Source organism: Stenotrophomonas maltophilia group sp. LNF247 (assembly GCF_054083135.1).
Window position 1 is genome coordinate 13,978 of record NZ_JBSRQL010000020.1, and the last position, 20,380, is coordinate 34,357.

18 protein-coding genes are annotated in these 20,380 nt (G+C 67.1%); 13 read left to right on the forward strand and 5 right to left on the reverse strand.

From position 1 onward, the window contains the following. Positions 1-4: 4 nt before the first annotated feature. The 7 genes from ACTXG9_RS16975 to ACTXG9_RS17005 all read left to right on the forward strand — a co-directional run bounded on the left by ACTXG9_RS16975 (position 5) and on the right by ACTXG9_RS17005 (position 6,010). A complete protein-coding gene (locus ACTXG9_RS16975; protein WP_111097669.1) occupies positions 5-475 on the forward strand; it encodes a phage holin family protein in 471 nt (156 codons plus the stop codon). Continuing rightward, positions 472-939 carry a hypothetical protein gene (locus tag ACTXG9_RS16980; protein WP_021204736.1) on the forward strand — a complete coding sequence of 156 codons (468 nt, stop codon included), beginning with the start codon at positions 472-474 and terminating at the stop codon, positions 937-939. The genes ACTXG9_RS16975 and ACTXG9_RS16980 overlap by 4 nt, the downstream gene beginning before the upstream one ends. 67 nt (positions 940-1,006) lie before the next feature. Next, entirely contained in the window at positions 1,007-2,116 is a 1,110-nt protein-coding gene (locus ACTXG9_RS16985; protein WP_019661808.1) for an AI-2E family transporter, read from the forward strand. Positions 2,117-2,147: 31 nt separating this feature from the next. Then, positions 2,148-2,867, forward strand: coding sequence for an HAD family hydrolase (locus ACTXG9_RS16990; RefSeq protein WP_021204735.1), 720 nt, complete (start codon positions 2,148-2,150; stop codon positions 2,865-2,867). A 3-nt stretch (positions 2,868-2,870) separates the two neighbouring features. After that, positions 2,871-4,238 (forward strand): leucyl aminopeptidase family protein, encoded by a 1,368-nt coding sequence (locus ACTXG9_RS16995; RefSeq protein WP_021204734.1) that lies wholly within the window; start codon positions 2,871-2,873, stop codon positions 4,236-4,238. Between the two features lie 135 nt (positions 4,239-4,373). Continuing rightward, the gene (locus ACTXG9_RS17000; RefSeq protein ID WP_111097670.1) at positions 4,374-5,477 is read left to right on the forward strand and encodes a catalase family peroxidase; all 1,104 of its coding nucleotides are present in this window, start codon (positions 4,374-4,376) and stop codon (positions 5,475-5,477) included. Continuing rightward, entirely contained in the window at positions 5,474-6,010 is a 537-nt protein-coding gene (locus ACTXG9_RS17005) for a cytochrome b (protein WP_019661813.1), read from the forward strand. Before ACTXG9_RS17000 ends, ACTXG9_RS17005 begins: the two co-directional genes overlap by 4 nt. A 581-nt stretch (positions 6,011-6,591) precedes the next feature. Here ACTXG9_RS17005 and ACTXG9_RS17010 read toward each other — a convergent pair. Further along, positions 6,592-7,194 (reverse strand): response regulator transcription factor, encoded by a 603-nt coding sequence (locus ACTXG9_RS17010; RefSeq protein WP_058979816.1) that lies wholly within the window; start codon positions 7,192-7,194, stop codon positions 6,592-6,594. Continuing rightward, positions 7,191-8,414 carry a sensor histidine kinase gene (locus ACTXG9_RS17015; protein ID WP_021203849.1) on the reverse strand — a complete coding sequence of 408 codons (1,224 nt, stop codon included), beginning with the start codon at positions 8,412-8,414 and terminating at the stop codon, positions 7,191-7,193. The genes ACTXG9_RS17010 and ACTXG9_RS17015 overlap by 4 nt, the downstream gene beginning before the upstream one ends. Positions 8,415-8,741: 327 nt before the next feature. Between ACTXG9_RS17015 and ACTXG9_RS17020 the strand changes: the two genes are divergently transcribed. The 4 genes from ACTXG9_RS17020 (at position 8,742) to ACTXG9_RS17035 (ending at position 13,289) form a co-directional block, all read left to right on the forward strand. Continuing rightward, the gene (locus ACTXG9_RS17020) at positions 8,742-9,995 is read left to right on the forward strand and encodes an efflux RND transporter periplasmic adaptor subunit (RefSeq protein WP_111097671.1); all 1,254 of its coding nucleotides are present in this window, start codon (positions 8,742-8,744) and stop codon (positions 9,993-9,995) included. A gap of 103 nt (positions 9,996-10,098) precedes the next feature. Further along, positions 10,099-10,788 carry an ABC transporter ATP-binding protein gene (locus ACTXG9_RS17025; RefSeq protein WP_004137569.1) on the forward strand — a complete coding sequence of 230 codons (690 nt, stop codon included), beginning with the start codon at positions 10,099-10,101 and terminating at the stop codon, positions 10,786-10,788. 14 nt (positions 10,789-10,802) lie between these two features. After that, entirely contained in the window at positions 10,803-11,960 is a 1,158-nt protein-coding gene (locus ACTXG9_RS17030) for an ABC transporter permease (protein WP_111097672.1), read from the forward strand. A 12-nt stretch (positions 11,961-11,972) separates the two neighbouring features. Further along, a complete protein-coding gene (locus ACTXG9_RS17035; protein ID WP_111097673.1) occupies positions 11,973-13,289 on the forward strand; it encodes an ABC transporter permease in 1,317 nt (438 codons plus the stop codon). Between the two features lie 94 nt (positions 13,290-13,383). Here the strand turns inward: ACTXG9_RS17035 and ACTXG9_RS17040 are convergent, their stop codons facing one another. Then, positions 13,384-13,701, reverse strand: coding sequence for a YrhB family protein (locus tag ACTXG9_RS17040; RefSeq protein ID WP_258391426.1), 318 nt, complete (start codon positions 13,699-13,701; stop codon positions 13,384-13,386). A gap of 319 nt (positions 13,702-14,020) precedes the next feature. On the opposite strand from ACTXG9_RS17040, the gene ACTXG9_RS17045 reads away from it, so the two are divergent. Continuing rightward, a complete protein-coding gene (locus ACTXG9_RS17045; RefSeq protein WP_111097675.1) occupies positions 14,021-16,846 on the forward strand; it encodes a TonB-dependent receptor plug domain-containing protein in 2,826 nt (941 codons plus the stop codon). 116 nt (positions 16,847-16,962) lie between these two features. On the opposite strand, the gene rarD is transcribed toward ACTXG9_RS17045, so the two are convergent. Continuing rightward, positions 16,963-17,859, reverse strand: coding sequence for an EamA family transporter RarD (rarD, locus tag ACTXG9_RS17050; RefSeq protein WP_111097676.1), 897 nt, complete (start codon positions 17,857-17,859; stop codon positions 16,963-16,965). Continuing rightward, positions 17,856-18,761, reverse strand: a complete 906-nt coding sequence (gene yedA, locus ACTXG9_RS17055) for a drug/metabolite exporter YedA (RefSeq protein ID WP_019661823.1) — start codon at positions 18,759-18,761, stop codon at positions 17,856-17,858. Before yedA ends, rarD begins: the two co-directional genes overlap by 4 nt. A gap of 223 nt (positions 18,762-18,984) precedes the next feature. Between yedA and ACTXG9_RS17060 the strand changes: the two genes are divergently transcribed. Next, a complete protein-coding gene (locus ACTXG9_RS17060) occupies positions 18,985-20,319 on the forward strand; it encodes an MFS transporter (protein ID WP_111097677.1) in 1,335 nt (444 codons plus the stop codon). Positions 20,320-20,380 lie beyond the last annotated feature (61 nt).

Sequence of the window (20,380 nt, forward strand, 5' to 3'; positions counted from 1 at the left end):
CGGCGTGAGCGAAGACAACGCGCAAGCCCCTGATCCGGCGGCTACCCCGCCGCTGGAGGAGAGCATCCGCCAGGTCGGCGCGGCCGGTCGTGCCGCTGCCGACTCGGCCAAGCACTCGCTGCGTTCGCTGCGCCGGTTGGCCTCGGCCGACTTCGCGCTGGCACGCAGTGCCTTCGGCCGCGCGCTGGCCTGGGCCGGCGTAGCGATCGTATTTGGTGCGTCGGCCTGGCTGCTGATGGCCGCCACCCTTATCGCGCTGCTGCAAAGCTGGGGCCTGAGCTGGCTGCAGGCACTGCTGATCACCTCGCTGCTGAGCCTGGCCGTCACCGGTTATGCGATCTGGCGGGTGTCCTACTTCTTCCACCACACCGGCATGCACGCCACCCGGCGCCAGCTGTCCCGCCTGGGCCTGTTCGACGAGCCCAGCGAAGACGACCCCGATGCCGATGTGGAGCTGCCAGAGGGCAAGCCATGAAGTTCGGTGCGCTGCAGCGTCGGGTGAAGCGCTGCGAACAGGTGGTAACCGTGCGTCTGGTCGAGACCCAGGACCACTGGTCCACGCTCGGCCAGGTCTGGCGCCAGGGCTGGTCGCCACTACGCATCGTGGTAGTGGGCCTGGCCGGTGGCTTCATTGCCGGCAAGCTGGAAATGCCGGGCAAGGTCAACGGTGCGCGCTGGCTGCAGATGGTGGGTTCGGTCTCGAACCTGTTCGCCAGTGCGCAGGCGGCGTTCGCCACGGCGATGGCGGCGCAGGCGGCGGCCACCGCCGACGATGCGGCCGAAGAAGCCGGCGATGCCAGCGAACAGGCACACGCAGCGGCCTCCGCCGCTGAAGCACGTCCCGCAGCGGCAGCGCGAGCTGTGCCGGAGCCGGAGCCGGAACCGGACCTGCGCGAACCGCGCCCGGCCGAGGCGGCCACCGAGCTGTCCGAACGTTGATCCCTGGAATCCGCCGCGCCGGTCGCGGCCGGCGGATAATGCGCTCCCCTTTCCGGCTGATGCGTCGATGAGCGAGTCCTCCCTGTCCCCGTCACCGGCCGGCCACGACGCATCCGAGGCACCGCTGCCGCCCCCGTCGCGCCCACGCGGACCGATGTCGCTGGTTGTGCTGGCGACCCTGGCCGTGGGCTATACGCTATGGGCGGCGCAGGACATCATCCTGCCGGTGCTGCTTGCGATGTTCTTCGCGCTGGTCGGCAATCCCATCCTGCGCCTGCTGCAGAAGCTGTGGATTCCGCGCGCGCTGGGCGCGCTGTTGATCCTCGGTGCGGGCCTGGGCGTGACCGGTTCGCTGGCCGTGCAGCTGATCGGACCGGCGATGGAATGGGCGCAGGAAGCACCGCAGCAGCTGCGCAAGGTCGCCCGCCAGGTGCAGAACCTGACCAAGCCGGTGCAGCAGGCCAACCAGGCGGCGGAAAACTTCGCCCGTGTGGCCGGCGGTGACAGCAACCACAAGGTGCAGGTGATCCGCACCCAGCTCGACGACCCCTACCGCATGCTGACCCGTGCACCGCGGCTGGCTGCCTCGGTGTTGGCCGTGGTGCTGCTGACGCTGTTCTTCATGATCTACGGGCAGAGCCTGCAGCGCGCGGCGATCGCCCTGTTCCCCAACCGCCAGCAGCAGCGCTTCACTACCGACATCCTGCGTTCGATCGAACGCGAGGTCTCGCGTTACGTGCTGACCATCAGCGTGATCAACACCTTGGTCGGGCTGGTGTTCGCCGGCGTGCTGATGCTGCTCGGTATCGGCCTGCAGGAAGCGCTGCTGTGGGGCACGGTGGCCGCGCTGCTGAATTTTGCGCCGTATGTGGGTCCGCTGATCGGCGTGGCGCTGATGCTGTTGATGGGCTTCGTCGAGTTCCGCGACCCGCTGCAGGCCCTGCTGCCCGCAGCCGCCTACCTGGGCCTGCACACACTGGAAGGGCAGATGGTGACCCCGATCGTGCTGGGCCGTCGGATGAAGCTGTCGCCGCTGGTGCTGATCCTGGCGCTGATGGTGTTCGGCTGGGCCTGGGGCATGATCGGGCTGCTGCTGGCGGTGCCGCTGCTGGTGTGCATCAAGCTGGTGCTGGCACGCCTGGACGGCATGCAGGGCTGGGCACGCCTGCTGGAATGAAAGCCCGCGCGGGCAGGGGTAGAATGGCGGGGTGAATTTCCCCGTCCAAGCCATCACCCTCGACCTTGACGACACGCTGTGGCCGTTCGCTCCGATCGGCGCCCGCATCGAACAGGTCCTGCACGCCTGGATGTGCGAACACAGCCCCGCTACCGCCGCGATGTATCCGGTGGAGGCGATGCGCGAACTGCGCGAGCGGCTGTACCACGCCCATCCGCACCTCCACCACGACCTGAGTGCGCTGCGCCGGCTGACCCTGCACGAAGCACTGCACACCAGCGGTGCCAGCCTCGATCTGCTGGAGCCTGCGTATGAAGTGTTCTACGCCGCACGCAACCAGGTGGAGTGCTATCCCGATGCGATCGATGCACTGGCACGGATTGCCGCGCGGGTTCCGGTGGCGGCGCTGAGCAATGGCAATGCCGACCTGGAACGGGTCGGCCTGGCCCATCATTTCGCCTTCCAGCTGGGTGCGCGCGAACACGGCGCGGCCAAGCCCGAAGCCAGCATCTTCCACGCTGCCTGCACCCGACTGGGTGTCGCGCCGGCACAGGTACTGCACGTCGGCGATCATGCCGACATGGACGTGGCCGGGGCGATTGCCGCCGGCCTGCGCGGGTGCTGGATCAACCGCGAGGCAGCCACCTGGACCCATCCGCAGCTGCAGCCGGACCTGCAGTTCGACACCCTCACCGGCCTGGCCGACTGGTTGGATGCCAACCTCGACGCCGCCGCACTCCGGAGTACCTGACGCATGAGCGAGATCACTGGTTTCACTGCCGACACCGCCGCAGCGCTGCCGCTGTACGTGCTGGACCGCGAGCAGTTCGCCGCCTGGAAGGACGGCCAACCGGCCGCCACCCAGGCCTGGCTGGCATCGCAGGGCTTCACCGCCGGTGCCTTCACCACGGCGTTGCTGCCCGGCGCCGATGGCCTGTCCGGAGCGGTGATCGGTGTGGGTGATCGCGCCGATGCCTACAGCTATTCGCATGCCCCGCACGCCCTGCCGGAAGGCAGCGTGTGGCAGCTGGCCAACGAACTGCCGGCCGCCGAACAGGCGCTGCTGCAGCTGGGCTGGGGCTTGGGCAGCTACCGCTTCGACCGCTACCGCAAGCGCCACCGCGCACCGGCGCAACTGGTAGCCGCGCCGACCGGCGAGGTGGCCGACCTGATCACCGCCAGCCTGCGCGTGCGCGACTGGGTCAACACTCCCACCGAAGATATGGGCCCGCAGCAGCTGGAAGACGCTGCCCGCGCCCTGGCCGCTGCGCACGGCGCGCAGGTCGAGGCGATCACCGGTGACGAACTGCTGAAGCACAACTTCCCGGCCATCCACGCCGTGGGCCGCGCATCGCACCGCGCGCCGCGTCTGGTGGTGCTGCGCTGGGGCAAGGACACCGATCCGTCGCTGGTGCTGGTCGGCAAGGGCGTCTGCTTCGACACCGGCGGCCTGGACATCAAGCCGGCCGACGGCATGCGCAACATGAAGAAGGACATGGGCGGCGCCGCGCATGCGCTGGCCCTGGCCGGCCTGGTGATGGCACGCGGGCTGCCGGTACGTTTGACCCTGCTGGTGCCGGCGGTGGAAAACGCGATCGGTCCGGAGGCGTTCCGCCCGGGTGAAGTGATCGCCACCCGCAAGGGCCTGAGCGTGGAGATCGACAACACCGACGCCGAAGGCCGCGTGATCCTGTGCGACGCATTGACCTTCGCCGGTGAGCAGAAGCCGGACCTGGTGCTGGACTTCGCCACCCTCACCGGTGCCGCGCGCATCGCACTGGGCCCGGATCTGCCAGCGCTCTTCAGCAACGATGACACGGTGGCCCAGCAGTGGCTGCAGGCCGGTGACGCGACCCGCGACCCGGTCTGGCGGATGCCGCTGTGGCGCCCCTACCTGCGCTACCTGAGCAGCGGCATCGCCGACCTGGCCAACGCCGGTTCGCGCATGGCCGGCTCGGTGACCGCCGCGCTGTACCTGGAACGCTTCCTGGAAGACGGCCAGCGCTGGGCGCACCTGGACGTGTACGCCTGGAACGACGGCGAACGCCCGGGCCGTCCGGCCGGTGGCGAAGCGCTGGCGTTGCGCTCGGCGTGGGCGATGCTGAAGGCGCGCTACAGCTGATCGGGTGGGTGCCGACCTTGGTCGGCACGCCGTCCCCGGCAAACTTGACGAAAATTTGAATACCGGGCCTGGAAGGGTTCTGCGAGGATGTGTGGGTCGACCACCCACACGCTCCGTGAAGGCAGGACTCCGACCATGTCGCTCTTCGGCTACACCCGTGCCGGCCAGACGCCGGGCACACCGCGCAGGCATTCCCCCCTGCTCTGGATCGCGCTGATCGCGCTCATCCTGGGTACCGTGGCGCTGGCCTTTGCCTGGCTGGCCGGCTGGATGGGCGACCGCCTCACCGCGCAGCGCTTCACCGATACCATCGAGGCCACCGGCCCGGCCCATCCGGGCTTCCGCCGTGCGCACAGCAAGGGCATCTGCGTGAGCGGCTGGTTCGAACCCAGTGCGCAGGCCCGCACCCTGTCCAGTGCACGGGTGTTCTCGCAGCGCCGCGTGCCGGTGATGGGCCGCCTGTCGATCGGCGGCGGCGACCCGTACGGCGCCGACAACACTGCACGCGTGCGCAGCCTCGCGGTGCAGATGGTCAGCGATGATGGGCAGGAATGGCGCATGGCGATGAACAGCTTCCCGTTCTTCGCGGTGCCCAGCGCCGAGGCGTTCTACGAGCAGACCCGCGCTTCCATTCCCGACCCGGCCACCGGCAAGCCCGACCCGCAGAAGATGGCTGCGGTGCTGGCGAAGTACCCCAGTGCGCAGGCCTTCCAGCAGTGGGCCAGGACGGCGCCGTGGACCAGCAGCTGGGCCGACACCACCTTCAACAGCGTCAACAGCTTCTGGTTCACCAATGCGCAGGGCCAGAAGCGCGCGGTGCGCTGGCGCTGGCAGCCGCAGGCGCCGGTGGTGGAGATGGATGCGGAAACGCGCAAGCAGGCCAGCGTCGATTTCCTCAGCCAGGAACTGCAGCAGCGCCTGGCCAACGGCCCGGTGCGCTGGAACCTGGTCGTGACCACCGCCGAGCCCGGCGATGCCATCGATGATCCGTCGGTGCCATGGCCCGAGTCGCGTGACCAGGTAGTGGCCGGCGTACTCAGCGTGGACCGCATGCAGTCGCAGGAACAGGGTGCCTGCGGTCAGATCAACTTCGATCCGCTGATCCTGCCCAGCGGCGTGCGCGGCAGTGACGATCCGATCCTGGCCGCCCGCTCGGCGGTGTATTCGCAGTCCTTCAACCGCCGCGAACGCGAGCGCGCCACCGGCAACGTCGAACAACCGAAGGAGGCCGCACGATGAGCATCGGCAACGGCCACTTCAACCTGCTGGCGCGGGTGCTGCACTGGTCCATGGCACTGATGATCATCGCCATGCTGTTCATCGGCGTGACCATGGTCGCCTCACTGCACCTGCGGCCAATGCTGATCGACCTGCACCGCCCGCTGGGCATCGCCATCCTCGTGCTGGTGCTGCTGCGCCTGTACAACCGGCTGCGCCATCGCCCGCCGCCGCTGCCTTCCGACCTGCCCGCCTGGCAGGTGCTGGCGGCCAAGGCCTCGCACTGGATGTTGTATGCGCTGATGCTGGCGATGCCGTTGATCGGCTGGGCGATGCTGTCGGCAGGCGGTTACCCGATCGTGCTGTGGGGCGGCCTGCACCTGCCGCCGATCGTGCCACACACACCGGCGCTGTACGCCGCGTTGCGTAATGCGCACAGTCTGCTGGCCTACGTGCTGTTCGCAACGGTGCTGATGCACGTGGGTGCGGCGCTGTTCCACCTGTGGGTGCGGCGCGATGGGGTGTTCCAGGCGATGGCGCGCGGGAAGGATTGAGAGCGAGCTCCTCTGCGCCCACGCATGAGTAGCGCCGGGCCATGCCCGGCGGATCGTTTCCGCGCCTGCGGTGGGGTGTCACTTTTCTTTTCGCGCGAAAAGAAAAGTAACCAAAAGAAACGCGCCGCCAGAGCGCGAGCCGGTGCTGCGCACCGGTGCCCTGTGCTTCTCGGTGAATCAGGGGACGGCGCCGAACTCGCTACGCTCAAACACCGGCGCCTCTTCGCCCCTGATTCCCCTGCGATGCTCGGCTCGCTCAAGGCGGACCCAACATCAAGAGCGACAGCTGCACCCAGAGATCCACGCCATGCGTGGATGCTGTTGCCGTTGATCTTGACCTTCCAGTCCGCCTTGAGCGAGCCGAGCACCGCAGGTCCGGCGAGGGCGAAGAGGCGCGGGTGTCTGAGCGCAGCGAGTTCCGCGCCGTCCCTCGGCGGGCCGAGGAGCGCAGGGCACCGGCGTGCGCAGCACGTCGGCTCGCGGCCGGCGGAGCGTTTCTTTGGTTACTTTCTTTGCGCGCAAAGAAAGTGACACCCCTCCGCGGTCGCGGAAATGACATCACCGGGAAAAGCAGGCCGCCGCTACAACCACCCCTTCTGTCGCGCCAGCCGATAGGCCTCAATCCGGTTGGCCACACCCAGCTTGCCGATGCACTCGGACAGGTAATTGCGCACCGTACCGTGCGACAACCCCAGCTGCTCGGCAATCTCGCTGGCGGTTCGGCCCTCCCCTGCCAGACGCAGCACACGGCGCTCGCGGTCGGTCAGCGGATCGGCCTGCGACCACGCATCCAGCGCCAGCTGCGGGTCGATCGCACGGATGCCCTGTTTCACCTTGCGCAGTGCATCGGCCAGGTTCTCGGCCGGTGCGTCCTTCAGCAGGTAGCCCAGCACGCCCGCCTCCAGCGCGCGGCGCAGGAAACCGGCGCGGGCGAAGGTGGTCACGATCACCACCTTGATCGGCAGCTCATGGCGGGCGATGCGCTGCGCCAGCTCCAGCCCGGACAGGCCCGGCATCTCGATGTCGGTGACCAGGATGTCCGGCTTCAGCTGCTGCAGCATGCGCCACGCGGTTTCGCCGTCGGCGGCGCTGCCCAGCACCTCGATATCAGGCTCCAACCCCAGCAGCGCCGACAGTGCGCCGCGCACCATCGCCTGGTCCTCGGCCAGCAGGATGCGGATCATGCGGCACCGTCCTGCACCAGCGACGACGGCGTGCCTGGCGGCAACGGTGTGGTCGCGGCAGCCAGTGGCACGCGCACGGTCAGCAGCGTGCCCTCGCCCTTTGCGGACTGAACCTGAAGGTTGCCCCCCAGGGCGGCCACGCGTTCGCGCATGCCGCACAACCCGTTGCCCTCGGCCTGCACGCCGCCACGACCATCATCGCGGATCTGCATCGCCAGCATGCGTCCTTCCAGCATGAATTCCACCCGTGCCTGTGTCGCCTGTGCATGGCGCACGATGTTGGTCGCGGCCTCGCGCAGCACCAGCGCCAGACCGCGTTCGACATCCACCGGCATCGCCGGTGGTGGTGCGTATTGAAGGTGGACCTGCTGGCACTCCAGCAGCAGCCGCGCCGACGCCAACTCACCGGCCAGGTCACTGGCGCGGATACCGGTGACCGCGCTGCGCACCTGCGCCAGCGCTTCGCGGGCAATGTCCTCGGCTTCGCCGATTTCCTGCCGCGCCCGCGCGTCGCCACGATCGTGCAGCTTGCGGGCCAGTTCCAGCTTCAACGTGATCAACGACAGGGTATGGCCGAGCAGGTCGTGCAGGTCGCGGCCGATGCGTTCGCGCTCGGCGGTGGCTGCGAGCCGCCGCACCTCGTCCTGCGACAGCTGCAGTGCCGCATCCTTCTGCTGGTTGAGTGCCTCCACGTTCACGACCAACCCGACGATATAGGACACGGCGGGGATCCAGACCAGGCTCTGCCACGGGTACTGGAACAGCAGTGCGAGGCCGCAGAACAGGAGGTTCAGGCCAGTGAGCTGCAGCAGGTACTGCCACCAGCCACCGCGTCCGCTCACCCGCAGCAGCACGCAGCCGAACACGAAGTAGGTCAACCCGGACGGGTACCACGGCAGCAGCACCAGCGACATCCCGATCAGGCCCAGGGCATAGCGCGGCGCGTGATGGCGTGGCGCCACCATCACCTTGGCGTACAGCAGCAGGAACACCGGATAGCTGGCCACTGTAAGCAGCAGCCAGCGCAGGGTGAAGCCATGGCCGAGCAAGGGCGTCAGGAAGATCCACACCGACCACAGCAGGTGGATCGCCTCGCTCCAGGGTGATTTTCCCCGGCGCAGCGTCTCGGCCACCGCCGAGTCCGGCGCGGGGCGCAGCAGGGAGGCAAGCCAGGTGGACGGCACAGGCGGTTCCAGGCGGGGATGATCGCCGCCGATCATGCCAGTTCGGCTGGCTGCGCGCAGGCGCCACCGCCGGCAAGATGGCACCGGCGCAACCCGCCGCAGATCACGGTACGCTTGGCGGTACCGCTGCAGCGGGCCAGCGATGGGGTGGTCGGATCCATGAGCGGTACCGGCAGCGGGGACGTTGCCATCCTGTGCCGCCGCGGTCACATTTCGCAGTTGCCGCCGTCAGTGTCATCGGGTGACAGCTGTCACTGCCGTCATCGCTGTGCCGGCCTTCATGCTGTGCCGCACGCTCCACCGCCGGAACCGCCGCCGTCCGCGCTTCCGGCCACACCCGCCCGAACGCCTGTGATGGAACGAATGAACGCTTCTGCCGAGCTGTTGAAGGAACTCCGTATCGACCGCAAGTCGCCGCCGCCCGCCTCCGGTCGTGGCAGCAACGGCGGTGGTCGCCGTTGGTTGTGGATCGCGACCATCGTGGTCGTGCTGCTGATCGCCGCTGCCGTGGCGTTCCTGTTCGGCCGTGCGCCGGCCGTGGAGGTGGAAACCGCGCCGGCCGTGGCCATCCAGCAGGGTAGCGCCAGCAGTTCGGTGCTCGACGCCAGTGGCTACGTGGTCGCCCGGCGCATGGCCACGGTCTCGGCCAAGATCACCGGCAAGGTGCGCGAGGTGATGATCGAAGAAGGCATGCGGGTCGAGGCCGGCCAGGTGATGGCCACGCTGGACCCGATCGATGCCGATGCGCAGCGCAGCCTGTATGCCTCGCAGCTGCAGGCCGCACGCAGCCAGGTGGCCGGGCTGGAGGCGCAGCAGAAGCAGGCCGCCGCCGAAGCCAGCCGCCTGCAGGCACTGGTCGGCCAGCAGCTGGTGTCACGTTCGCAGTACGACCAGGCCGTGGCCCAGCGCGACAGCCTGCGTGCGCAGCTGGAAACGGCCCAGCGCAACGTCAAGGTCGCCCACGACCAGCTGGCCATCGCCGACCTGGGTGTGGACAACAACATCGTGCGCGCGCCCTTCTCCGGCGTGGTCACCGCCAAGGCCGCGCAGCCCGGTGAGATCGTCTCGCCGCTGTCGGCCGGCGGTGGCTTCACCCGTACCGGCATCGGCACCATCGTCGACATGGACTCGCTGGAGATAGAAGTCGAGGTCGGCGAGGCCTTCATCGGCCGCGTGCAGCCGAAGATGCCGGTGGAAGCCACGCTCAACGCCTACCCCGAATGGAAGATTCCCGGCGAGGTGGTCGCCATCATTCCCACCGCCGACCGCGGCAAGGCCACGGTGAAGGTGCGCGTGGCGCTGAAGGTGAAGGACCCGCGCATCGTGCCGGAAATGGGCGTGCGGGTCAGCTTCCTGGAACAGGCACAGCCGCAGGCCACAACCAAACCGCAGGGCGTGCGCGTGCCGGCTGGCGCGGTGGTCCAGCGCGAGGGCGCCCCGGTGGCCTTCGTACTGGGTGACGAGAACCGCGTGCAGCAGCGCACGGTCGAGGCTGGCCAGGCAATGGGCAAGGACCGCCAGATCCTCAAGGGCGTGAGCGCCGGTGAATCGGTGGTGCTGAACCCGCCGGACACCCTGCGCGATGGCGCCAAGGTGCAACAGAAACAAGCGCAGTAGCGGCCTGGCGCCCACGGGCGCCGCCGGCAGCACCGCTCGACGCACGCCTGCGGCCCCTTGCCGTGGCGCTTCCCCGTTTCCCGCCTTCCGTGGAGAACCACCCATGTCGACCCTGGTTTCACTGCGCAACATCACCAAGACCTACCAGCGTGGCCCCGAGAAAGTGCAGGTGCTGCACGGCATCGACCTGGACATCGCCAGCGGCGACTTCGTCGCGCTGATGGGTCCGTCCGGCTCGGGCAAGACCACCCTGCTCAACCTGATCGGCGGCCTGGACAACCCCAGCGGCGGCGAGATCAGCATCGAGGGCGAGCGCATCGACCAGATGAGCGGCGGCCAGCTGTCGACCTGGCGCAGCCACCACGTCGGCTTCGTGTTCCAGTTCTACAACCTGATGCCGATGCTGACCGCGCAGAAGAACGTGGAGCTGCCGCTGCTGCTGACCCATCTCAATGCCGCGCAGCGCCGCCGCAATGCCGAGATCGCGCTGACCCTGGTCGGCCTGGCTGACCGCCGCAGCCATCGCCCCAATGAACTGTCCGGCGGCCAGCAGCAGCGCGTGGCGATCGCGCGGGCGATCGTCTCCGACCCGACCTTCCTGATCTGCGACGAACCCACCGGCGACCTCGACCGCCAGTCGGCCGAGGAGATCCTCGGCCTGCTGCAGCAGCTCAACCGCGAACACGGCAAGACCATCATCATGGTCACCCATGACCCGAAGGCCGCCGAGTACGCCACGCACACGGTGCACCTGGACAAGGGCGAGCTGGCCGACGCGCCGCTGGCCCACTGACGGAGGCCACGGCGATGAAATACTTCTCGTTGGTGTGGGCGCAGCTGTTCCGCAGCCGTACCCGCACCCTGCTGACCCTGCTCTCGGTGGTGGCCGCGTTCCTGCTGTTCGGCATGCTCGATTCGGTGCGGGTGGCGTTCTCGTCGGGTGGCAGCGTGGAAGGTGCCAACCGGCTGATCGTGGCCTCGCGGCTGTCGATCACCCAGTCGCTGCCGATCCGCCTGGAAACCCAGGTCCGCCAGGTGGCCGGCGTGCGCGACGTGGCCTACGGCATGTGGTTCGGCGGCATCTACCAGGACCCGAAGAACTTCTTCCCGAACTTCTCGGTGTCCCCCAACTACTTCGATGTCTACCGCGAGCTGCAGATCGACCCGGCACAGCTGGAGGACTGGAAGCAGACCCGTACCGGCGCCATCGTCGGCGAAACCCTGGCCAAGCAGTTCGGCTGGAAGATCGGCGACACCATCCCGCTGCAGGCCACGATCTTCCCGCGTGGCGGCAGCAACGACTGGCCGCTGGTGCTCAAGGGCATCTACCGTTCCAAGGACCGTGCGCTGGCCGCCAACGAAGAACGCCAGCTGATGATGAACTGGAAGTACTTCGATGAATCCAACGACTACATCAAGAACCAGGTGAGCTGGTACACGGTGACGCTGGACAACCCGGACCACTCTTCGCGCGTGGCGCAGGCGATCGACGCGATCTCGGCCAACTCCGACCACGAGACCAAGACCCAGACCGAATCGGCCTTCCAGCAGGCCTTCGTCAAGCAGTTCGCGGATATCGGCATGATCGTCACCTCGATCATGGGTGCGGTGTTTTTCACCCTGCTGCTGTTGACCGGCAACACCATGGCGCAGGCGGTGCGCGAGCGCGTGCCGGAGCTGGCCACGCTGAAGACACTCGGCTTCAAGGACGGCACCGTGCTGACCCTGGTGATGGTGGAGTCGGTGCTGCTGATCGGCCTGGGCGGCCTGCTCGGCATGGGCCTGGCCGCCCTGATCCTGCCGGCGATCGGCCCGAAGAGCATGGGCATGCTGCCGCCGCACGTACCGACACCAACCTGGCTGATGGGGCTGGGCCTGATCGTGGTGATCGGCATCATCGTGGGGCTGCTGCCCGCGCTGCGTGCCAAGCGCCTGAAAATCGTCGATGCACTGGCCGGCCGCTGAGGAGGATTGCAGATGAACAAGCTCAAGAAGTGGCTGGGCAACGGCATAACCGTGCTGCTGCTTGCGATCGGCCTGGTGCTGTGGATCAGCCTGCCGTGGATCGGCGTGCTGGCCGTGGCCGTGCTGGTGGCGCTGTGGCTGCTGCTGACCCGCGGCGGACGGCTGGCGTTGGCCGCCACCCGCATCGGCGTGGCCAGCCTGCCGCAGCGCTGGGGCGCATCGTCGGTGATCGTGGTCGGCATTGCCGGCGTGGTCGGCGTGCTGGTGGCGATGCTGGCGATGGGCGAAGGCTTCCAGGCCACGCTCAACAACACCGGCGATGACACCACCGCCATCGTGCTGCGCGGTGGCTCGCAGGCCGAGACCAACTCGGTGATCACCCGCGAGCAGGTACCGATGCTGTCCACCCTGCCCGGCATCAGCCGCGATGCGCAGGGCCGGCCGTTGCTGTCACCGGAACTGTCGCAGGTGGTCAACCTGGTGTCCAAGTCCGATGGCACCGACGTCAACGCGCAGTTCCGCGGCGTCGGTCCGCAGGCCTGGGCCGTGCATGCCAAGGTCAAGATCATCGAAGGCCGCAGGTTCGCCACCGGCCTGCGCGAGATCGTGGTCGGCCAGGGTGCCAAGGGCCAGTTCCGCGACATGGACGTGGGCAGGACGCTGACCCTGGGCAACCAGACCTGGACCGTGGTGGGTGTATTCGCCACCGGCGACGCGCACGATTCGGAGCTGTGGACCGACGCCGATACACTGGCCACCACCTACCAGCGCAGCGCCTGGCAGTCGATCAGCGTGCGTACCGAGGGCAAGGCCGGATTCGAGCAGTTCAAGGCAGCAGTCGCCGCCGACCCACGCCTGAAGCTTGACGTGGAAACCACCCGTGTCTACTACAGCAAGCAGGGCGGCGGGCTGACCAAGCTGATCGACATCCTCGGCAAGGTGATCGGCACGATCATGGCGGTGGGTGCAGTGTTCGGCGCACTCAACACCATGTACGCGGCAGTGGCCACCCGTGCGCGCGAGATCGCCACCATGCGCGCGATCGGTTTCCGCGGCCTGCCGGTGGTGACGGCAGTGATGCTGGAGACGATGCTGCTGGCGCTGCTCGGTGGCCTGCTCGGCTGTGCGGTGGCGTGGCTGCTGTTCAATGGCTACAGCGTGTCCACCATCGGCAGCAACTTCAGCGCAGTGGTGTTCAAGTTCCATGTATCGCCGGAACTGCTGTGGACCGGACTGAAATGGGCGCTGGGCATCGGCCTGGTCGGCGGCCTGTTCCCGGCGCTGCGCGCGGCACGTTTGCCGATCACCACGGCGCTGCGCGAAACCTGAGCATCACGCAGCGGCATTTCGCACATCCTGCAGGGACGGAGCGAAGGCTCCGTCCCTTTCAGGTTGCCGAACTCAGACATCCGCCGCCGCAGCATCAAACGGCGGGGCCGCGCGCGGCCAGATGCTGGCGAAGGACTTCCTCGGGCGGATACGACGTGCCCAGCGCGTGCTGCTCGCCTGTGTGCCGGTCGACGAAGATCGGCCCATTGCCGGCCAATGCATCCGAGATTTCGCCGGATTGCAGGTAGCGCAGCGACTGGAAGCAGAACAGCCAGCCTTCGACCACTTCGTGCTCATGCGTGATGGCAACCGGCTCATCGTCGCTGGCAAGTGCAGCCTCCACGCGACGGCGTGCTTCTTCAAGCTGGATCATTTCTTCATCTCCTGCCTTCGATGACGAGGCGAAGAGCATTTCATGCGGGCAGATGCATCACAACGACTGCGCGCCTGCATACAAGCGCGTACTGCGACGCGTTGTCGCAACTACTCAAGCGTGCCAGCTTCGTGCCGCTATCGATGCCTCTGCCCATCGCAAACGCAGCGCGCGTGACGCCGCGCACAGCGCATCTGTGGATTGTTGGTTGCGATTCATGTTCACGCACATTCCGCAGCATCGCGACAAACAGTTGCGAATGAAAACACTCTAGAATCCGGCCCCCCACGTTGGTTTGCAGCACCCCACGCGTCCACAGAATGGACGCTTGTTTTTTCTGAAACACGAGATTTCACGGATGTCCCTGAAGACCACCCCGCTGCGCAACGCGATCATCATCGCGCTGGCCGCCAGCTGCACTACCCCCGCCTTCGCACAGGATGCGGGCGACAACACCACCAACCTCGACCGCATCGAAATCACCGGCTCGCGCATCCGCCAGGCCAGTGTCGAAACCGCTCAGCCGGTGGTCGCGCTCAACCGCGCGGAGATCGAGAAGAAGGGCTACGTCAACGTCGCCGACATCCTGCAGGATGTGACCGCTGCCGGCTCGCCAAGCATGAGCCGCGCGTCGTCGCTGACCTCATCGCGCGATTTCGGCGGAATGTATGTCAGCCTGCGCAACCTGGGCCCCGAGCGCAGCCTGGTGCTGATCGACGGCCGCCGCATGGGCGTCAGCGCCGGCGGCTACTCCGACCTGGCCTCCATCCCCTCGGCCATCGTGGAGCGCGTTGAAGTGCTGACCGATGGCGCATCGGCGTTGTACGGCTCCGATGCCATCGCCGGTGTGGTCAACATCATCACCCGCAAGAACTTCGATGGTGGCGAAGCCAGCGTCTACGTCGGCCAGTACGGTGAAGGCGATGGGCAGAAACGCTCCTACAGTGCCACTTTCGGCAAGACCTTCGACCGCGGTTGGTTCAGCGTTGGCGCCGAGCGCACCAAGGAAGACGAAGTGATGGGCGGCGCGCGCGAGTTCAGCCGCTACGTCAACGGTCCGCGCCATCCGAACGATGGCCTCAACGGCACCACGCCGTGGGGCAGCGTCACCGTCGGCGGCAAGCCGCTGACCGTCGGTCCGGGCGGCGACCCGACCAGCGCCGGCAACTTCCACGCGCCGAACCCGGCCGATGGTGCCAACACCAAGACCAACATGAGCCTGCTGACCGGCCTGGAGCGCACCTCGGTGTTCGCCAACGGCGGCTTCTCGATCACCGATGACCTGCGCATCGTTGCCGATGCCATGTACAGCAAGCGCGAATCGACCAAGCACCTGGCTGGCTACCCGTACTCGGTCACCGCCACGCAGGCGCGCAACGGCAGCCGCGCCGCCCTGTCCAAGGACAGCGCATTCAACCTGTGGGGCCAGGACGTGCTGTTCTCGCATCGCACCGAAGAGATGCTGCGCGGCACCGAGAACACCCTGGAAACCAAGCGCGGCAGCCTGGGCCTGGAAGGCAGCTTCGAAACCGGCTCGCGCTACTGGGACTGGAACGTCAGCTACACCTACAACCGCAATGAAGGTGAGCGCGTTGGCACCGGCAGCATGTACCAGCCGAACGTCAACCTGGCCGTCGGTCCGTCCTTCATCGAGAACGGCGTGGCCTACTGCGGTACCCGCACTGCGGTGATCGCCGGCTGCGTGCCGTGGAACCCGGCCGCACCGATGGGCTACACCGGTCCGGGTTCGCTGAGCAACCAGGAGGTGCAGGACTACCTGTTCGCCCGCTACGTGGACAAGAGCCAGACCACCACCAAGGTGGCCAGCGCCAACATCTCCGGCTCGCTGTTCTCGCTGCCGGCCGGCGACGTCATGGCCGCGATGGGCTTCGAGCACCGCAGTGAAGAAGCGCGCTACACCCCGGACCTGATGGTGCAGAACGGCCAGATTGCCGGCACCAGCGGCAAGCCGACCCAGGGTGACTACTCGCTCAACGAGGTCTACCTGGAAATGCAGGTGCCGCTGCTGGCCGACATGGCCTTCGCCCGCGAGCTTTCGCTGGACGTTGCCGGTCGCTACTCGGACTACAACAATTTCGGTTCCACCACCAACAGCAAGTTCGGCGTGAAGTGGAAGCCGATCGACAGCCTGCTGGTGCGCGCCACCTACGGCACCGGCTTCCGTGCGCCGACCGTGGACGACCTGTACGGCGGCACTGTCAGCAGCCGTGACTCGTTCACCGACCCGTGCGATACCTCGTTCGGCACTGCCGCCACCAGCGCCGCCGTTGCCGCACGCTGCAAGGCCCTGAAGGTGCCGGCCAACTTCCGCCAGCTCAACAGCGACGGCAGCGTGGCCAGCAAGCCGGGCCAGCAGGCCACCACCGATTTCAACTCCGGTTCCAACCCGAACCTGAAGCCGGAAACCGCCAAGACCTGGACCGTGGGCCTGGTCTACAGCCCCGACTTCGTGCAGGGCCTGGACGTCAGCCTGGACTGGTGGAAGATCCGCATCGACAACGCCATCGTTGGCGAGTCGGCCACCAACATCCTGGAACAGTGCTACGTGCAGGGCTCGGACGCCGCCTGCGGCCGCTTCACCCGTAGCAGCAACGGCCAGGTCAACACGCTGGACCGTTCGCTGGTCAACGCCGGCTACCGCGAAACCGCCGGCTATGACATCAGCGCGCGCTACCGCCTGCCGGAAACCGCGTTCGGCAAGTTCGCCGTTACCTGGAACACCACCTATACCGACTATCTGGAGCAGCGCAACGACAACGCCGCGACCACGCCGGTGGAACAGCTGACCAGCTGGGGTGGCAACTTCCGTGTGCGCTCTACCCTCAACCTGGACTGGCAGTACGGCAACCTGGGCATCGGCTGGACTGCACGCTACTACTCCAGCATGAAGGAGAAGTGCTCCTACATGGGCGAGTGCAACATGCCGGGCTTCAGCTCGGCCTACACCGATGCCTCGCCGACCAACAAGGTGGGTTCGAACACCTTCCACGACCTGCAGGTGCGTTACGCCCTGCCGTGGGACGGCACCGTCTCGCTGGGCCTGAACAACGTGTTCGACCACCAGGGTCCGATCATGTACAGCCAGCCCAACAGCAGCTTCGTCTACTACGGCGGCTTCGACATCGGTCGTTTCATGTACATGAAGTACCAGCAGCGCTTCTGAGCCTGCACCCGCGTTCCCGCCACCGCCATCTCTCTCCTGGCGGTGGATGGAAGCAGGGCGGCGCCCCCCGGGGCGCCGCTCTTTTTTTCATGCGTGCCAGTCGATCCGGCCCGGTGCTACCGCTTGGCGCGCATCGTGCGGATGTTGTCGCCGACGAACAGGATCAGGCCGGCCCAGATCGCGGCAAAGCCAATCGCCTTGCCGGCGTCGAAGGCTTCGTGGAAGAAGAACACGCCCAGCAGCAGCTGCAGGCTCGGCGCGATGTACTGCAGGATGCCGACCAGTGACAACGGAATGCGCTTCACGCCGTAGGCAAAGCCAATCAACGGTACCGCCGTCACCACACCGCCGAAGATCAGCAGCAGGTCGTTGCGCCAGCCCCAGCCGTGGAAGAACGCGCCCCCATGACCATTTTCGGCCCAGATCGCGAAGCCCAGCGCCGGCAGGAACAGGTACATGCTCTCCACGCCAAGGCCCGCCACCGGGTCGACCGAAACCAGCTTGCGCAGCAGGCCGTACAGGCCGAACGAACAGGCCAGGCCCAGCGCGATCCATGGTGGTGTGCCGGCATCGATGGTCAGCCAGGCCACGCCCACTGCCGCCATCGCCACCGCCACCCATTGCAGGCGGCGCAGCCGCTCCTTCAGCACCAGCACGCCCAGCAGCACGTTCACCAGCGGGTTGATGAAATAGCCCAGGCTGGTCTCGATCACATGGCCGGCGTTGACCGCCCAGATGTACAGGCCCCAGTTGAACGCGATGGTCAGGCTCGACACCAGCAGGATCGGCAGCGCGCGCGGCTGCGCGGCGATCTTCTGCCACCAGCCCAGGCGCGCACTGATCAACAGCCAACCCAGCACCAGCACCGTGCTCCAGATGATGCGGTGGGCGATGATCTGAAACGAGGGCACCTCGTTGAGCAGGTGCCAATAGACCGGCACCAGGCCCCAGATCACGAAGGTGGATGCGGTGACCAGCAGGCCCCGGCGTTGTTCTTTCTCGTCCATGCTCACTTCTTTCTCGTCCTTGCCATTGTCAGCACCACCACACCCAGAAGAATCACCGCCATCGCCAGCAGATCGCGCCAACCGAAGCGCTCACCGTTGAGCAGCGCGCCCAGCAGCACCGCAATGACCGGATTGACGTATGCATAGCTGCCAGCCAGCGCCGGGCGCACGTTCTGCAGCAGCCACACGTAGGCGGTGAACGCGACGATGGAGCCGAACACGCACAGGTAGGCCATCGCCAGCAGGCCACCGGTATCGGGCAGCGTGGTCGGGCGCTCGCCGACCGCCAGGCCGATCAGCACCAGCAGCACACCGCCACAGATCATCTGCCCGGCGGCGGTCATGAACGGGCCCGGCAGGTCCAGTCCGCGTGCCCACACCGAGCCGAATGCCCAGCCGACCGGCGCGATCAGCAGCAGCACCAGCCCGGTCGGCGAGGCGGTCAGGCTGCTGCCTGCGTTGAGCCAGACCACGCCGAGGAAGCCGATGGCGATGCCCAGCCACTCACCGCGGCTGGCGTGCTGGCCGCGCAGCGCCGAGAACAGCGCCATCCACAGCGGCACCGAGGCCACCGCAGTGGCTGCCAGTCCCGAGGACACCTCGCGCTCGGCCAGCACCACCATGCCGTTGCCCAGCACCAGCATGGTCACGCCCATGATGCCCAGGTTGCGCCACTGCCGCAGGGTCGGGTTCGGCATCTTCCAGAACAGGCGCAAGGCCAGGAACATCAGGCCACCGGCAATGATGAACCGGCTGCCGGACACCATCGTCAGCGGCAGCGCGCCCCCGTGCAGGGCCTTGGCGATGCCCAGGTAGGTCGACCCCCAGACCACGTAGACCAGCAGCAATGCCAGCGCAACAAGGCCACCCCGGGGGGCAGCCGCAGACGAAGAGGGGGGAGCCGACATGACACACCAGGGAGCCGGGGGAAGGCGGATTCTAGGACGTTTTGAGTATGGTCCGGGACCCCATACGGTGGCACGCTGTCATCCATCCATGCACCCTGCTCTGGTCTGCTACCCCGTGTTGACGGCCCATGCAGTACCAAGAGGGCTGTCCGGCCGCGCCGCCCCAAGGCCGGGCGCCGTTTTCCCTGCGCACGGACGCGCCGCATCGAGGATTCCCACCCAGATGAGCACCACGTCCCATCCTGCCGTACCCGCGAACGACCGTGCCGCCCTGCGGCGTTCGATCTCCAACACCCTCAAAGGCTCCGCCGGCAACCTGGTGGAGTGGTACGACGTCTACGTGTACTCGGTGTTCGCCGTGTACTTCGAATCGCAGTTCTTCTCGCCGGACGACAAGAACTCCACCCTGTACGTGTGGGCGATCTTCGCCGCCACGTTCCTGATGCGCCCGATTGGTGCCTGGTTCTTCGGCCGCTTCGCCGACCGCCATGGCCGTCGCCTGGCGCTGACGGTCTCGGTCACGCTGATGGCACTGTGCTCGTTCCTCATCGCCATCACCCCCACCGCCGCCAGCATCGGCATCTGGGCCGCCGTGATCCTGCTGTTCGCGCGCCTGCTGCAGGGCTTCGCCACCGGCGGCGAATATGGCGCCAGCGCCACCTACATGTCCGAGGCCGCCATCCCGGGCCGCCGCGGCTTCCTGTCCTCCTTCCACTACGTCACCCTGGTCGGCGGCCATGTGCTGGCCCAGCTGACCCTGCTGCTGATGCTGACCTTCTGGGGCAAGCCGGAGATCTCCGAGTGGGGCTGGCGCATCGCATTCGGCATCGGTGGCGTCGCCGCAGTGGTGGTGTTCTGGCTGCGCCGCGGCATGGACGAATCGCTGTCGGAGTCGTCCATCGAGGCCGCGCGCGAGGGCAAGGCACAGAAATCCGGTTCGATGTACGAACTGTTCGTGCACCAGTGGCGGCCGCTGCTGCTGTGCTTCCTGATCACCGCTGGTGGCACCGTGGCCTTCTACACCTACTCGGTGAACGGCCCGAAGATGATCCAGAGCGCCTTCGCCGGCAACGATCCGATGACCGGCACCCTGATCAACCTGGGCGTGCTGGCCTTCCTGATGGTGCTGCAGCCGGTCGGCGGCTGGCTGTCTGACATCATCGGCCGCAAGACCCTGCTGGTGTTCTTCGGCGCCGGCGGCGTGCTGTACAGCTGGTACCTGATCACCCAGCTACCGCACCAGCATGACGCCACCCTGGCCTTCCTGACCCTGGCACTGGCCTTCGTCATCCTCACCGGCTACACGTCCATCAACGCGGTGGTGAAGGCCGAGCTGTTCCCCACCCACGTGCGTGCGCTGGGCGTAGGCCTGGGTTACGCGCTGGCCAACTCGCTGTTCGGCGGCACCGCCCCGTTGCTGTACCAGGGCGCGCTGAAGACCGGCCACGTCGACTGGTTCGCCCTCTACGTGACCGCAACGATCGCGGTATCGTTGGTGGTCTATGTGTTCTTCCTCACAAACAAGGGCCCGAACTGGCTCGACGGCACCCGCAAGTAAGCGCGTTGCCCTGATCGCGGCCACCGGTGCACTGCCGGTGGCCGCTGCGTCTCCCGCTCCT